Raw genomic sequence first — 14,287 nt, forward strand, 5'->3', positions numbered from 1 at the left:
GTCCTTTTCGGATTTGTGCTGTGGTCAGGTTTCGTCGTCGTCGCCCGGTGGCTCGACCGGCACTTCGGCCTTGTCGGTGTCGACTTCCGGCGCGTCGGGAATGCGCACGTCGATGATCTTGGCGCCGGGAAACCGCGCCAGGATGGCGGCCACCGTCGGGTCGCTTTTCGCATCGGAGAAAGCGGTCTCGCGCTTGGTCGATTCCATCTCGGCCAGCGTCTGGCCGCCTTCTTCCTTCGACAGCGACACCAGCCAGTTGCGGCCGGTCCAGGCGCGCAGCTTGGCGGTCAGCTCGTTGAGCAGCATTTTCGGCGCATCGTCGGTCAGGCTGACGTCGATGCGGCCGGGTTCGATGCGCACCAGTCGCACACAGCGCTTGACCTGCACCTTGAACGCCATGTCGCGCTGCTGGTCAGCAAGGGCGACGATGTCGGCCAGCGATTTCACCGGCACAGGGGGCGTCTCAACGACCGGCTCCGGGGGCGCAACGAAGCTGGCCGGCAGCGGTTCGGGCTCGACCAGGCGCATCGTCTGCGCGCCGCTGCCGGGCGACGGCATCCGCGTCTGCGCCACGGCACTTGCGCCGCCGCCATTGCCTGGGCTCGTCGGCGCACCGTTCGGACGCGGCGTGCCACTCGAGACGGAAGCGCCGCTCTCCAGCGATTTCAGCGCCTCGTCCAGGGTTGGCAGGTCGGCGGCGTGCGCCAGCCGGATCAGCACCATTTCGCCAGCGCTGACTGGGCGGTTGGAAGACTGCACCTCTGGGATGCCTTTCAACAGCATCTGCCAGGTCCGCGACAGTACCTTGACCGACAGCGTGCTCGCGAATTCGGCGCCGCGCCGGCGCTCGTCCTCGGACAAAGAGGCGTCATCGGCAGCCGTCGGCACGAAGCGCAGCCGGGTGACGAGGTGGTTGAATTCGGCCAGATCGGTGAGCACCGCGGCCGGATCGGCGCCGGTGTCGTACTGGTTGCGGAATTCGGCGAGAGCGGCCGCCACATCGCCTTTCATCACATGTTCGAACAGGTCGACGATGCGGGCGCGGTCGGCAAGGCCCAGCATGGCGCGCACCGCCTCGGCACTGACCGCGCCGCCGCCATGGGCGATCGCCTGGTCGAGGATGGACAGCGAATCGCGGGCCGAGCCTTCGGCGGCGCGCGCGATCATCGCCAGCGCATCGTCGTCCACCGATATGCCTTCCTTGCCGGCAATGGACGACAGATGCGCGACCAGCGCGCTGGCATCGATGCGCCTCAAATCGAAGCGCTGACAGCGCGACAGGACGGTGATCGGCACCTTGCGGATTTCGGTGGTGGCGAAGATGAATTTGACGTGCGGTGGCGGCTCTTCCAGCGTCTTCAACAGGCCGTTGAAGGCCTGGGTGGAGAGCATATGCACTTCGTCGATGATGTAGACCTTGTAGCGCGCCGACACTGGGGCATAGCGCACGCGCTCGATAATGTCCCTGATGTCGTCAATGCCGGTGTGGGAGGCGGCGTCCATCTCGATGACGTCGACATGGCGGCCTTCCATGATCGCCTGGCAATGCTCGCCCAGGACGGCAAGGTCGACCGATGGCTGGTCAACTGTCGGCGTCTTGTAGTTGAGCGCCCGCGCCAGGATACGCGCCGTGGTCGTCTTGCCGACGCCGCGCACGCCGGTCAGCATCCAGGCTTGGGCGATGCGGCCGGTGGAGAAAGCGTTGGTCAGGGTGCGGACCATCGGCTCCTGGCCGATCAGTTCGGAGAAGTTCGCCGGACGGTACTTGCGCGCCAGCACACGATAGGCGGCGGCCTTTTGCTTATCCAGGTTTTCTGGGCCCGAATTTCCGGCTTCGCTCATTCGCCCGTAAAGCTCCAAAAGGCCGCGTCGGAGGTGGCCGATTCCTGCTAGAGCGTTTCACCGTTTTCTGAAAACGGCAAACCGCTCTATCCCCTTGCTTTAACGCAATTCCGGACGGGAAACCGCTCACACTTTCCCTGGAATTGCTCCAATAGTCTCGCCCGCGCTGCAATGCGTCGTCAATGTCGCGAGAGTGGCCGATGAGGTGGGAGGCTGGAACAATGACCCGTTCCGGGCTCGTTAGGGCTGCTTCCTTCCGGACCTGACCCGGTTGGCGAGTGGATCGTCCACCACCAACCTCCCGCGTTCCATATCGGCAATTCAGCGATGAAATGCAAGGGTGCATTGAGAATCGGGCGCCCTTGAGCTCCGCCGCTCAATGAATCGCTTGCAGCCCCCATGCAGCCGCTCTAGCGTTCTGAGATTGGGAAATAATGCGAGAAACGCAAAGGGAAACGCCGATGCTGCCGGGCCTCAAGGCCGGATTCACGCTCGACTCCAGGCTGGAGGCGGACAGCGAGCAGCTGATGTGGCTCGGCCTGTGCGAACTCAGGGTGATGAACGACCGCCGCTGGCCATGGCTTGTCCTGGTGCCGCAGCGGCCCGGCATCGAGGAAATCCACGACATGACGCCGCTCGACCAGGCGATGCTGACCTTCGAGACCAATATGGTGGCGCAGGCGCTGAAAAGGACCACCGGCTGCACCAAGATCAACACCGGCGCGCTCGGCAACATCGTGCGGCAACTGCATGTCCATGTCATCGCCCGCTCGGAAGGCGACCCGGGCTGGCCGGGTCCGGTATGGGGGCACGGCATGCGCGAACCCTATCAACGCTCCGAAATCCGCCGGTTTGCGCAACAGATAAAGGCGGCGCTATAAACTGCGCTCGTGTCCATCCCTGAACCTTCGAGCCTCCATGACCTTTCGCCTGTTTGACGCGCCCTTGCGCGAGCCGAGCCAGTTCGTCGGTTTTGCCGGCAACACGATCGACCGGCAATCCGAGACCCGCGCCGATGATTCCGTCGAAAAGGCGCTGGCCGACCCGACGGCACGGCTTTTGCCGATGCATGGTGGCCGGCTTTATCTGAAACTCAGCGACGGCAACTTCGACCCTTGGTTCGATGTCGCCGGCAGCGAGTTGCTGCAGCCGTCCTTCGCGCAAGGCGTGCTGCTCGGCTTTGCCGAGAGCAACCCGGTGCTTGCCGTGCCGGTCGGCCTCGATCCTGAACAGCTGCCGGAGACCATCAAGGCCATCGACTATCGCTCGGTCTACATGCAGGGACTGATCGATGAAGCGGCGGCGGGCGCGCTGGCGCAAGGGGCGGCGCTGCTTGCCTGGCATGCCAGCCATCGCTTCTGCAGCAAATGCGGCCATGAATCCGAAATGCGTGCCGGCGGCTACAAGCGACACTGCCCCAACTGCGGCACCGAGCATTTTCCGCGCACCGATCCGGTGGCGATCATGCTGACGGCGACACGGGAGAAATGCCTGCTCGGCCGTGGCCGGCATTTCGGGCCGGGAATGTATTCGGCGCTTGCCGGCTTCATCGAGCCGGGCGAGACGATCGAGGCGGCGGTGCGCCGCGAGACGCTGGAGGAAGCCGGCATAAGGCTCGGCCGCGTCGTCTACCACGCCAGCCAGCCCTGGCCGTTCCCCTATTCACTGATGATCGGCTGTTTCGGCGAACCACTCAACGAGGATATCCAGGCCGACATGAACGAGCTGGAAGACTGCCGCTGGTTTTTCCGCGACGAGGTGCGCTCTATGCTGGAGAGGACGCACAAGGACAATCTGGTGACGCCGCCGAAAGGCGCCATCGCGCATCATTTGATCCGCGCCTGGGTCGACAGCGAGTAAATAGGGATAACGGGAGCAAGAAATGATCCGTCACACCGTGGTTTTCACCCTGAAGCACCCGCAGTACTCGCTGGAGGAAAAACGGTTCCTCTCCGACGCCAAGCGCATTCTCAGCGCGATCAAGGGCGTTACCCATTTCGAGCCGCTTCGGCAGGTCAGTCCCAAGAACGACTATCACTTCGGCTTCTCGATGGAGTTCGCGGATCAGGCAGCCTACACCAGATACAATGAGCATCCCGACCACGTCGCCTTCGTGCGCGACCGCTGGGTGCCGGAAGTCGCGACCTTCATGGAAATCGACTACGTGCCGCTGGCACTTTTGGTCTAGTCCGCGACCTTCCACTGCTCGCGCGACTCACTCGCGGGATAGACACCCAGGATGCGCACTTCACGCGAGAAGAAGCGCAGTTCGTCGAGCGCCAGCTTGACCAGCGGATCGTCGGGATGGCCTTCGATGTCGGCGTAAAACAGCGTCGCGGTGAAAGCGCCCAGCTGGTAGCTCTCCAGCTTGGTCATGTTGATGCCGTTGGTGGCGAAGCCGCCCATGGCCTTGTAGAGCGCAGCCGGCACGTTGCGGACGCGGAAGATGAAAGTCGTCATCATCTTGGTGTCGGCCGAGGGACGCTCGGCCCACTGCTTGTTCTTAGTCAGGACGACGAAACGAGTGACATTGGAGTCCGTGTCCTCGACGTTTTTCTCGATGATGTCGAGCCCGTAGAGCTCGGCGGCAAGTGCGGGCGCGAGCGAGGCCATGGTGCGGTCCTTGAGCTCGGAAACCAGCTTGGCCGAACCCGCCGTGTCGCCCGCGACCACCGGCTTCCAGCCGTTCTTGCGGATGTATTTGCGGCACTGGCCCAGCGCATGGATGTGGCTGTGGACGGTCTTGATCTCTTCGCGCTTGACGCCCGGCAGCACCATCAGCTGGAAATGGATCGGCAGGAAATATTCGCCGACGATGTGCAGTTTCGATTCCGGCAACAGATGGTGGATGTCGGCGACGCGGCCGGCGATGGTGTTTTCGATCGGGATCATGGCGAGGTCGGCCTTGTTGGTCTCGACCGCGTTGAAGGCATCCTCGAAGGTCGGGCACGGCAACGGCTCCATCGACGGGAACATGTTGCGGCTGGCGGTGTCGGAATTGGCACCGGGCTCGCCCTGGAAGGATATTCTGTTGGTCTTTTCAGGCATGCCGATGTCTCAGGTTGAAAGGATGGTTCTGGCGCGTTCGAGGTCTTCCGGCGTGTCGACGCCAAGCGGCAGCGATTGCACGATCTCAGCGTCGATGCGCATGCCGGCCTCCAGCGCCCGCAGCTGCTCCAGCCGCTCGCGCCGCTCCAGCGGCGACGGTTTCAGCGCGACGAAGCGTTCGAGTGCGGCGCGCCGATAGGCGTAGAGACCGACATGGTGATAGAGCGGCCCCTGGCCCCAGGGCGCGGTGGCGCGGGTGAAATAGAGCGCCTTCAGCCGCGTCGCCGACAGCGGTGAACCGACGATCTTGACGACATTGGGATTGGTCTTTTCCTCGTCGCGCACGATCTCGACGCCGAGCGTGGCGATGTCGACCGCCTTGTTCTCGAACGGGCGCAGCGACGCGCCGATGATTGCGGGATCGATGGTCGGCAGGTCGCCCTGAACATTGACGATGGTTTCGACCTTGCGGCCGGGATCGAGCGCGGTCAGCGCCTCGAAAATGCGGTCGGAGCCGGATTCGTGGTCGATGCGCGTCATCACCGCCTCGAAACCGTGCGCGCGCACCGCCTCGGCCACGCTTTGCGTGTCGGTTGCCACCACCACCCGGCCAAGCCCGGCCTCGGCGGCGCGGCGGGCGACATGCACGATCATCGGCGCGCCGGCTATATCGGCCAGCGGCTTGCCCGGCAGGCGCGTCGAGGCCATGCGGGCCGGGATCAGGATGAGCGTGGACATCGGGGCTGCTGGCGTTTGAAAAGACGATGGGAAAAGTGGCAAAAGGTCTCACTGGAAGCGCCCTTATAGGTGTTGCAACGCTGGAGCAAAAGACCTAGTTTCCGCCCGATTTGACCGGCTCGACGGGGCGGGTCACGATACCGACGGACGGAGTGGACGATCGGTCCGCCGGAAAAGGGAGCAAGGGGCGCATGGATTCCAACGAAGTCAACAAGCTGCTCGCCGGATTGCTCGGAACTTGTTTCGTCGTTTTCTCGGTCGGCCTGGTGTCTGACGCGCTGTTCGCCTCGCCCACGCCCGAGAAGCCCGGCTACGCCATCGAGGCGACCGAGCCCGCCGAAGGCGGTGGCGCCGGACCTGCCGTGGAGGCCAAGCCGATCGCCGACCTGCTGGCCACCGCCAATGTCGAGCAGGGTGCGGCCGTGTTCAAGAAATGCCAGGCCTGCCATTCCGGCGAAAAGGGCGGCCCGAACAAGGTCGGCCCGGACCTCTGGGACATCGTCGACCGCCCCGTCGCCGAGCATGAGGGTTTTGGCTATTCGGCCGGCATGAAGGACTTTTCCAAGGGCGGCGCCGAGAAGTGGACCTATGACAACCTCAACCACTTCATCACCTCGCCGAAGAAATTCGTGAAGGGCACGGCGATGGGCTTTGCCGGCCTGCCGAAGGACGAGGACCGCGCCAACGTCATCGCCTATCTGCGCACGCTGTCGGACAGCCCGAAGCCGCTGCCGACCCCAGGTGCCGCCGCTGATGCAACGGCGCCCGCCGAGGGTGCCGCTCCGGCGAAGCCGGCTGAAGGTGCCGCTCCCGCAGCACCGGCTCCGGCGCCTGCCAAATAACCGAATTGTCATCTCGATGACCTCAGAAAAGCCGGGTTCAGCCCGGCTTTTCTGTTAGGAAAATCGCATATGCGGCGACAAAGCCGGCGCATGGCGGTTTTCACCGGCGTCAAATCATCTAGGATTGCCGGGCATCGCGAAGAGGAGAACGCATGACGGTTGGCCGTACGCTTCTGAGGTCCTTTCTGGTTGTGGCCACCCTCGCAGGCGGCCTGCAGGCAGCCTTCCCGGATGAATGGCACACCACCTCTTCGCTGATCGGTCCCTCCAAATATGGCGAGAATTTCCAACGCTACGATTATGTGAACCCGGACGCGCCGAAGGGCGGAACCTACAATTCAGTCGTTTCCGGCACATTTGACAGCTTCAATCCCTACATCGTGCAGGGCTCGCCGGCGGCCGGCCTGCAGCCATTTGGCGGCGGCCTGCTCTACGACACGCTGATGGATCAGGCGACTGACGAAGGCAGCGTCAGCCACCCGCTCATCGCCGATGCCTACAAATACCCGACCGACTATTCCTCGGCCACCTACCGGCTCGACCCACGCGCGAAATGGCATGACGGGCAGCCGATAACCACCGAGGACGTGATCTGGTCGTTCCAGGTGCTGAAGGCCAACAGCCCGATGTACAGTCGTTATTTCGAAAACGTCACCGACGCCGTCGCGGTCTCGGACCGTGAGGTCGAGTTTCATTTCGACCAGAAGGGCAATCGCGAGCTGCCCAAGATCCTTGGCGACCTCGTCGTGCTGCCCAAGCATTGGTGGGAAGGCACCGACGCCAACGGCAAGAAGCGCGACATCACCAAGGGGACTCTGGAACCGCCACTAGGCTCGGCTGCCTACAAGATCGCCAGCTTCAAAGCCGGCTCGGAGATCGTCTGGCAGCGCGTGCCCGATTATTGGGGCGCCAAGCTGGCGGTGAAAATCGGCCGCGAGAATTTCGACACCCAGCATTTCACCTACATTCTTGACGACAACGCCTCCTGGGAGGCGTTCAAGAAGGGGGGGCTTGACGACATCAAGCCGGAAAACAGCTCGAAGCGCTGGGCGACGTTTTACGACTTCGCGGCGATCAAGGCCGGCGACGTGATCAAGCAAGAATTCAAGACCACCTCGCCCGAGCCGATGCAGGCTTTCATGCTCAACCAGAGACATAAGCTGTTTGCCGATCGTCTGGTCAGGGCCGCGCTCACCTACCCCTTCGATTTCGAATCGATGAACCGCACGCTGTTCTTCGGTTTCAACAGCCGGACCCACAGCTATTTCCAAGGTACGGAACTGGCCTCGAGCGGCCTGCCGCAAGGCAAGGAACTGGAAATCCTGGAGAAGTACCGCGACAAGCTGCCGCCCGAACTGTTCACCCAGGAATTCAAGCTGCCGGTCTACGATTCGCCGCAGGCCGAGCGCAAGTATCTGAAGCAGGCGGTCGACCTGTTCGCCCAGGCCGGCTGGCTGATCAAGGGCGGCAAGATGGTCAACGCCAAGACCGGCGAGCCATTCAAGTTTGAAATCCTCGGCTCGGGTGAAACCGACCAGGTCATCTCCAGCCCCTGGATCGCCAATCTGCGCAAGATCGGCGTCGATGCGACATTGCGCATCGTCGACCCGAGCCAGTACACGAACCGCGTCAGAAATTTCGATTATGACGTGATCACGGGACAGCTTCAGCAGTCGGAATCGCCCGGCAACGAGCAGCGCGATTTCTGGAGTTCGAAAGCAGCCGACACACCGGGATCGCGCAACTATTCCGGCATCAGTAACCCGATCGTCGATGACCTTGTCGACCGCATCATTTTTGCCACGGACCGCGATGACCTCGTCGCCACCACGCATGCGCTCGATCGCGTGTTGCTGTGGAATTACTATGTCGTGCCGCAATACTACCGCGCCGTGGTATGGCTCGCTTACTGGAACAAGTTCGGCATCCCGGAAAAGCAGCCCGGCTACCGTGGCGCCGACATCGATTCCTGGTGGATCGATGCGGACAAGGAAAAGGCGCTGGCCGCCAAGTACAAGGGCGGCAATTGATGGCGGTGCTTCCTCGCCGCGACTTTCTGGCCCTCGGTGGCGCCGCGGCCGCTGCTGCGCTGCTTCCGGGCAAGGCTTTCGCCGCCAGCCCGACCGGCGTGAAACTGCACGGGCTGTCGGCTTTCGGTGACCTCAAATACAAACCGGACTTCACCCACTTCGACTATGTCAATGTCGATGCGCCGCAAGGCGGCACCTTCAATTTCCTGCCGCGCACGTGGGGCTCCAACCAGACGCCGCTGACCTTCAACACGCTGAATTCGTTCGTCCCCAAAGGCGACTCGCCGCAGCGCATGGAAATGTGTTTCGACTCACTGATGGTGAGAGCGTTCGACGAGCCTGACGCTGTCTACGGGCTGATCGCCGACGGCGTGACGATTTCCGACGATCGCAACGGTTTCACCTTCTCGCTGCGCCCGCAGGCCCGTTTCCATGACGGGACGCCGCTTACCGCTGAAGACGCCGCGTTCACCTTCAAGCTACTCAAGGACAAGGGCCACCCGGACTATTCGCTGCCGCTGACGCACCTGAACGACGCGATCGCCATCGACGCTCACACGTTGAAGCTTAACTTCTCCGGCAAGCAGACAAGCCGCACCATCCTCAACGTCGTCGCGTTCCCGATCCTGTCAAAGGCTTTCTATACGGCCAACCCGTTCGATTCCTCGCAGATGAACCCGCCGCTGGGGTCAGGCACGTACAAGGTTGGTCGCTGGTCCGCAGGGGCCTGGATTGAGTATGAGCGTGTGGCCGACTATTGGGGCAACAACCTGCCGGTCAATCGTGGCCAGAACAATTTCGGTCGCATCCGCGTCGAGTTCTATCAGGATCGCAACGCTTCCTTCGAGGCGTTCAAGAAGGGAGAAATCCTCTACAAGGAGGAAGCCGTCTCCCGCATTTGGGCGACTGGCTATGACTTCCCCGCTTTCATTGCCGGCAAGGTGGTGAAGCACGAATTCCCGGCCGAAACGATGCCTTCCATGCAGGCCACTGCCGTCAACCAGCGGCGCGAGCAGTTCCGCGATCCGCGCGTGCGGCAAGCGATCGGCCTCTGCTTCGACTTTGAATGGACGCGGCGCAATTTCTTCTACGGCTCTTACGAGCGCTCGCAATCCTGCTTCGAGCAGTCCGAGTTTCGTGCCGAAGGCTTGCCGTCGCCGCAAGAGCTGGCTCTTCTCGAACCGCTGCGAGATCAGATCCCCGCTGAGGCTTTTGGCGAAGCCGTGATCCAAGACGTATCGAACGGCTCCGGCCGTGACCGCCGATTGCTTGGCAAGGCGGCCAAGCTTTTAACCGAGGCCGGCTGGAGACGCTCCGGCGATTTCGTCGTGAACGACAAGGGCGGCCGATTGTCGGCGGAGTTCCTTGTCGACGACCAGATCTGGGAGCAGATTTATTCGCCCTGGGTCGAAAACATGAAGGCGGTCGGCATCGATGCCTCGATCCGGCTGGTCGATGCGGCACAGTATCAGCTGCGGCAGAATTTGTTCGACTACGATCTTGTGTCAGTTGGGGCCCGGTTTCCGGCGACACCGACCCGTGACGACCTCGAAACCTTTTTCCACTCGCGAACAGCTACCCTGTCCGGCGCACGCAATCTGCCGGGAACATCGAGCCCGGCCATCGACGCCCTGGTCGACGCCGCAGGCGCCGCCGAGGATCGCGAAACCCTGACAATTGCCATGCGCTCGCTCGACCGGGTCTTGCGTGCACGACGCGATTGGATTCCAAGTTGGTTCCTGGCGAATCACCGAAGCGCCTATTGGGATATGTTCGGTTTTCCCGAGCGGAAACCCGATTTCGATTTTCCGGTCGAAGCGCTGTGGTGGGTCGACAAGGGCAAGGCGGCAAAAATTGGCAAAGCCTGACATGACCGTTCGCGCAGGACTGGCGGCCTGATGGGCGCCTACATACTGCGACGCATCCTGCTGATGATCCCGACCCTGTTCGGCATCATGGCGGTCGCTTTCGTCGTCACTCAATTCGCACCGGGCGGACCGGTCGAGCAGGTTATCGCCAGCCTGACCAACCAAGGCGGCAGCGACCGTCTCGGCAGCGGCGGTGGCGATGCAGGAGGTGGCGGTAATTTCGATGTTGCCGGCGATGTCGGCTCGAAGTACCGCGGCGCGCAAGGGCTCGACCCGGAATTCATCAAGAAGCTGGAAAAGCAGTTCGGCTTTGACAAACCGCCTCTCGAACGCTTCGGCATGATGCTGTGGAACTATGCGCGCTTCGATTTCGGCGACAGCTATTTCCGTGACATCTCGGTGCTCAACCTGATCCTGGAGAAAATGCCGGTATCGATCTCGCTCGGATTGTGGATCACACTTTTGTCCTATCTGATCTCGATACCGCTCGGCATCCGCAAGGCGGTCAAGGACGGCTCCGCCTTCGACGTCTGGACCAGCGGCGTGATCATCATCGGCTATGCCATACCGGCCTTCCTGTTCGGCATATTGCTGATGGTGCTTTTCGCGGGCGGCTCGTTCTGGGACTGGTTCCCGCTGCGCGGCATCGTCTCCGACAATTGGGACCAATTGTCGTGGCCGGACAAGATCGTCGATTATTTCTGGCACATGACCTTGCCTCTGACGGCGCTGGTGCTGTCGGCCTTCGCCACGACGACGCTGCTGACCAAGAACTCCTTCCTGGAAGAGATCCGCAAACAATATGTGGTGACCGCCCGCGCCAAGGGCCTGTCGGAGCGGCGGGTGCTTTACGGCCACGTCTTCCGCAACGCCATGCTGATCGTCATTGCCGGCTTTCCCGCTGCCTTCATCTCGGCCTTCTTCACCGGCTCGCTTTTGATCGAGAACATCTTTTCCCTCGACGGTCTCGGGCTGCTCGGCTTCAGGTCCGTGTTGGCGCGCGATTATCCGGTGGTGTTCGCCAACCTCTATATATTTTCGCTGCTTGGCCTGTTCGTGACGCTGCTGTCCGACCTGATCTACACATGGGTCGATCCGCGCATCGATTTCGAGCGGAGAGACGTCTGATGACGCAGGCCGCAGCCGAGACGACACCGACAAGGATCGCGCGACCCTGGCTGTCACCGCTCAACCTGCGGCGCTGGCAGAACTTCAAGGCCAACAGGCGCGGCTACTGGTCGTTGTGGATATTCCTCGCTCTGTTCGTGCTGTCGCTGTTTGCCGAACTGATCGCCAACGACAGGCCGATCGTCGCCTACTACAAGGGCGAGATCCTGTTCCCGGTGGCGGTCGCCTACCCGGAAGAAAAATTCGGCGGCTTCTACGCCGTCACCGACTATCGCGACCCGGTCATCCGCGACGAGATCAACGCCAATGGCTGGATGATCTGGCCGCCGATCCGCTATTCCTACCGCACCGTCAACAATGCGATCCCCGACGCCGCTCCGGCAAAACCCTCGTGGGAATACGACGCGCAGAAGCGATGCAGCCAGTATCCGCAGGGCGCTGCCGATCCCGACTGCATTGTCGGCAACTGGAACTGGCTGGGTACCGACGACCAGGCGCGCGACGTGCTGGCGCGCATCATCTACGGGTTCAGGATTTCCGTTCTGTTCGGACTGATCCTGACCGCGGGCTCGTCGGTGATCGGCGTCGCGGCCGGCGCGCTGCAAGGCTATTTCGGCGGCTGGACCGACCTTCTGTTTCAACGCTTCATAGAAATCTGGTCAGCGATACCGCTGCTCTATCTGCTGCTCATCGTTGCCGCCATCCTGCCGCCCGGCTTCTTCATCCTGCTTGGGCTGATGCTGCTGTTCTCCTGGACGTCGCTGGTCAGCGTGGTGCGCGCCGAATTCCTGCGCGCCCGCAACTTCGAATATGTCAATGCGGCCCGCGCGCTCGGCGTGTCCAACCGGACCATCATGCTGCGACATCTTCTGCCCAACGCCATGGTGGCGACGCTGACCTTCATGCCTTTCCTGGTCAGCGCCTCAATCTCAACGCTGACCTCGCTCGACTATCTCGGCTTCGGCCTGCCGCCAGGCACCGCTTCGCTCGGCGAACTGCTAAAACAGGCGCAGAGCAACCTCAATGCCCCCTGGCTTGGCATATCCGGCTTTGTCGTCATCTCGCTGATGCTGTCGCTGCTGGTGTTCATCGGTGAAGCGACGCGCGACGCGTTCGATCCGCGCAAGGCGTTCCGATGAGCGAGGTCCTGCTCTCCGTCCGCGATCTCAGCGTTGCCTTCACCCAAGGCGGCAACGAGTCGATCGCTGTCGATCACATTTCCTTCGATCTCGCCAAGGGCGAGACGGTGGCGCTGGTCGGCGAATCCGGTTCCGGCAAATCGGTCTCGGCGCTGTCGGTGCTGAAGCTCTTGCCCTATCCGACCGCCAGCCATCCCTCGGGCAAGATCCTGTTCCAGGGCGCCGACCTGCTGGCGATGAACGAAAAGCAGTTGCGCAGCGTGCGCGGCAACAAGATCACCATGATCTTCCAGGAGCCGATGACCTCGCTCAATCCGCTGCACACGATCGAGCAGCAGATCGTCGAGATCCTGGCGCTGCATCAGGGCATGGGCGACCGCCAAGCCAAGGCGCGGACGCTGGCGTTGCTCAACGAGGTCGGCATCCGCGAGCCGGAAAAACGCCTCGACGCCTATCCGCATCAGCTGTCCGGCGGCCAGCGCCAGCGCGTCATGATCGCCATGGCGCTGGCCAACGAGCCGGAACTGCTGATCGCCGACGAGCCGACGACGGCGCTCGACGTCACCGTGCAGGCGCAGATCCTCGAATTGCTGGCGGGGCTGAAGAGCCGCAAGGGCATGTCGATGCTGTTCATCACCCATGATCTCGGCATCGTCCGGAAGATCGCCGACCGCGTCTGCGTGATGACCAAGGGCAAGATCGTCGAGACCGGGCCGACGAAGGAGATCTTCGCCAACCCGCAACACGCCTATACCAAGCACCTCTTGGCGGCCGAGCCGAAAGGAAAGCCGCCGGCCGCCAACGATGCAGCCAAGCCGGTGATGACGGGCAAGGACATAAAAGTCTGGTTCCCCATCAAGAAGGGGTTTTTCCGCACCACCGTCGACAATGTGAAGGCGGTCGACGGCATCGATGTCACCGTGCGCGCCGGCCAGACGCTTGGCGTCGTCGGTGAATCCGGTTCCGGCAAGACGACGCTCGGCCTGGCGCTGGCACGGATGATCTCGTCGACCGGCACCATCCAGTTCAACGGCAGCGATATCAACCAGTTGTCGTTCAACGCCATGCGGCCGCTGCGACGCGAATTGCAGATCGTCTTCCAGGACCCGTTCGGCTCGCTCAGCCCGCGCATGTCGGTGTCGGAAATCATCGAGGAAGGGTTGAAGATCCACGAGCCGAAACTCTCGCCCGACCAGCGCGACGACAAGGTTGTCGCCGTACTGAAGGAGGTCGGGCTCGATCCCGCGACCAGGAACCGCTATCCGCATGAATTCTCCGGCGGCCAGCGCCAGCGCGTCGCCATTGCGCGCGCCATGGTGCTCAATCCGCGCTTCGTCATGCTGGACGAGCCAACCTCGGCGCTCGACATGAGCGTGCAGGCGCAAGTGGTCGACCTGTTGCGCAATCTGCAGGCCAAGCTCGACCTTGCCTATCTGTTCATCAGCCACGATCTGAAAGTCATTCGCGCCCTTGCCAACGACGTCATCGTCATGCGCAATGGCAAGATCGTCGAGGCTGGCCCGTCCGAACAGATTTTCGAGCGGCCGCAGACCGACTATACCAAGGCGCTTATCTCGGCCGCGTTCAGGATCGAGACGGCGCCGGTCGGCATCGTCAGCGAATAACGGGTTCAGGCTGGACTAACAGGGAAG

General features: G+C 62.3%; 12 protein-coding genes and 1 other RNA gene. 9 read left to right on the forward strand and 4 right to left on the reverse strand.

Going from position 1 to position 14,287, the window contains the following annotated elements; translation table 11 throughout:
* Window positions 1–24 precede the first annotated feature (24 nt).
* Entirely contained in the window at window positions 25–1,842 is a 1,818-nt protein-coding gene (locus AC04SH_RS08850; RefSeq protein WP_488574728.1) for a DNA polymerase III subunit gamma/tau, read from the reverse strand.
* A 205-nt stretch (window positions 1,843–2,047) separates the two neighbouring features.
* Window positions 2,048–2,144, reverse strand: an RNA gene (gene ffs / locus AC04SH_RS08855) — signal recognition particle sRNA small type.
* A gap of 159 nt (window positions 2,145–2,303) precedes the next feature.
* On the opposite strand from ffs, the gene AC04SH_RS08860 reads away from it, so the two are divergent.
* The 3 genes from AC04SH_RS08860 to AC04SH_RS08870 are packed head-to-tail and all read left to right on the forward strand — an operon-like array spanning window position 2,304 to window position 4,030.
* On the forward strand, window positions 2,304–2,723 hold the full coding sequence (locus AC04SH_RS08860; protein WP_112560693.1) for an HIT domain-containing protein: 420 nt from the start codon (window positions 2,304–2,306) through the stop codon (window positions 2,721–2,723).
* A gap of 37 nt (window positions 2,724–2,760) precedes the next feature.
* Window positions 2,761–3,702 carry an NAD(+) diphosphatase gene (gene nudC / locus AC04SH_RS08865; protein WP_488574729.1) on the forward strand — a complete coding sequence of 314 codons (942 nt, stop codon included), beginning with the start codon at window positions 2,761–2,763 and terminating at the stop codon, window positions 3,700–3,702.
* Window positions 3,703–3,724: 22 nt separating this feature from the next.
* Window positions 3,725–4,030, forward strand: coding sequence for a Dabb family protein (locus AC04SH_RS08870; protein WP_192249856.1), 306 nt, complete (start codon window positions 3,725–3,727; stop codon window positions 4,028–4,030).
* On the opposite strand, the gene AC04SH_RS08875 is transcribed toward AC04SH_RS08870, so the two are convergent.
* Both AC04SH_RS08875 and AC04SH_RS08880 read right to left on the reverse strand, forming a co-directional pair.
* Window positions 4,027–4,890, reverse strand: a complete 864-nt coding sequence (locus tag AC04SH_RS08875; RefSeq protein WP_112560690.1) for a prephenate dehydratase — start codon at window positions 4,888–4,890, stop codon at window positions 4,027–4,029. The two genes, AC04SH_RS08870 and AC04SH_RS08875, sit on opposite strands and share 4 nt — an antisense overlap.
* A 9-nt stretch (window positions 4,891–4,899) precedes the next feature.
* Window positions 4,900–5,628 (reverse strand): 3-deoxy-manno-octulosonate cytidylyltransferase, encoded by a 729-nt coding sequence (locus AC04SH_RS08880; protein WP_488574730.1) that lies wholly within the window; start codon window positions 5,626–5,628, stop codon window positions 4,900–4,902.
* A 191-nt stretch (window positions 5,629–5,819) separates the two neighbouring features.
* On the opposite strand from AC04SH_RS08880, the gene AC04SH_RS08885 reads away from it, so the two are divergent.
* The 6 genes from AC04SH_RS08885 (at window position 5,820) to AC04SH_RS08910 (ending at window position 14,260) form a co-directional block, all read left to right on the forward strand.
* A complete protein-coding gene (locus tag AC04SH_RS08885) occupies window positions 5,820–6,470 on the forward strand; it encodes a c-type cytochrome (protein ID WP_488574731.1) in 651 nt (216 codons plus the stop codon).
* A gap of 152 nt (window positions 6,471–6,622) precedes the next feature.
* On the forward strand, window positions 6,623–8,500 hold the full coding sequence (locus tag AC04SH_RS08890; protein WP_488574732.1) for an extracellular solute-binding protein: 1,878 nt from the start codon (window positions 6,623–6,625) through the stop codon (window positions 8,498–8,500).
* Window positions 8,500–10,368, forward strand: a complete 1,869-nt coding sequence (locus AC04SH_RS08895) for an extracellular solute-binding protein (protein ID WP_488574733.1) — start codon at window positions 8,500–8,502, stop codon at window positions 10,366–10,368. The genes AC04SH_RS08890 and AC04SH_RS08895 overlap by 1 nt, the downstream gene beginning before the upstream one ends.
* Window positions 10,369–10,398: 30 nt before the next feature.
* Complete coding sequence (locus AC04SH_RS08900; protein WP_352587065.1) at window positions 10,399–11,496, forward strand: microcin C ABC transporter permease YejB; 1,098 nt, start codon at window positions 10,399–10,401, stop codon at window positions 11,494–11,496.
* Entirely contained in the window at window positions 11,496–12,635 is a 1,140-nt protein-coding gene (locus tag AC04SH_RS08905) for an ABC transporter permease (RefSeq protein WP_112560684.1), read from the forward strand. Before AC04SH_RS08900 ends, AC04SH_RS08905 begins: the two co-directional genes overlap by 1 nt.
* Window positions 12,632–14,260, forward strand: coding sequence for an ABC transporter ATP-binding protein (locus AC04SH_RS08910; RefSeq protein ID WP_477233618.1), 1,629 nt, complete (start codon window positions 12,632–12,634; stop codon window positions 14,258–14,260). Before AC04SH_RS08905 ends, AC04SH_RS08910 begins: the two co-directional genes overlap by 4 nt.
* Window positions 14,261–14,287: the final 27 nt, after the last annotated feature.

Source organism: Mesorhizobium sp. CNPSo 4688, from assembly GCF_057784295.1.

What these genes read in the sequence shown, in the direction of transcription:
- AC04SH_RS08850 (WP_488574728.1), bottom strand. Translation starts at nt 1,842, where the DNA reads ATGAGCGAAGCCGGAAATTCGGGCCCAGAAAACCTGGATAAGCAAAAG.
- AC04SH_RS08860 (WP_112560693.1), top strand. Translation starts at nt 2,304, where the DNA reads ATGCTGCCGGGCCTCAAGGCCGGATTCACGCTCGACTCCAGGCTGGAG.
- nudC (WP_488574729.1), top strand. Translation starts at nt 2,761, where the DNA reads ATGACCTTTCGCCTGTTTGACGCGCCCTTGCGCGAGCCGAGCCAGTTC.
- AC04SH_RS08870 (WP_192249856.1), top strand. Translation starts at nt 3,725, where the DNA reads ATGATCCGTCACACCGTGGTTTTCACCCTGAAGCACCCGCAGTACTCG.
- AC04SH_RS08875 (WP_112560690.1), bottom strand. Translation starts at nt 4,890, where the DNA reads ATGCCTGAAAAGACCAACAGAATATCCTTCCAGGGCGAGCCCGGTGCC.
- AC04SH_RS08880 (WP_488574730.1), bottom strand. Translation starts at nt 5,628, where the DNA reads ATGTCCACGCTCATCCTGATCCCGGCCCGCATGGCCTCGACGCGCCTG.
- AC04SH_RS08885 (WP_488574731.1), top strand. Translation starts at nt 5,820, where the DNA reads ATGGATTCCAACGAAGTCAACAAGCTGCTCGCCGGATTGCTCGGAACT.
- AC04SH_RS08890 (WP_488574732.1), top strand. Translation starts at nt 6,623, where the DNA reads ATGACGGTTGGCCGTACGCTTCTGAGGTCCTTTCTGGTTGTGGCCACC.
- AC04SH_RS08895 (WP_488574733.1), top strand. Translation starts at nt 8,500, where the DNA reads ATGGCGGTGCTTCCTCGCCGCGACTTTCTGGCCCTCGGTGGCGCCGCG.
- AC04SH_RS08900 (WP_352587065.1), top strand. Translation starts at nt 10,399, where the DNA reads ATGGGCGCCTACATACTGCGACGCATCCTGCTGATGATCCCGACCCTG.
- AC04SH_RS08905 (WP_112560684.1), top strand. Translation starts at nt 11,496, where the DNA reads ATGACGCAGGCCGCAGCCGAGACGACACCGACAAGGATCGCGCGACCC.
- AC04SH_RS08910 (WP_477233618.1), top strand. Translation starts at nt 12,632, where the DNA reads ATGAGCGAGGTCCTGCTCTCCGTCCGCGATCTCAGCGTTGCCTTCACC.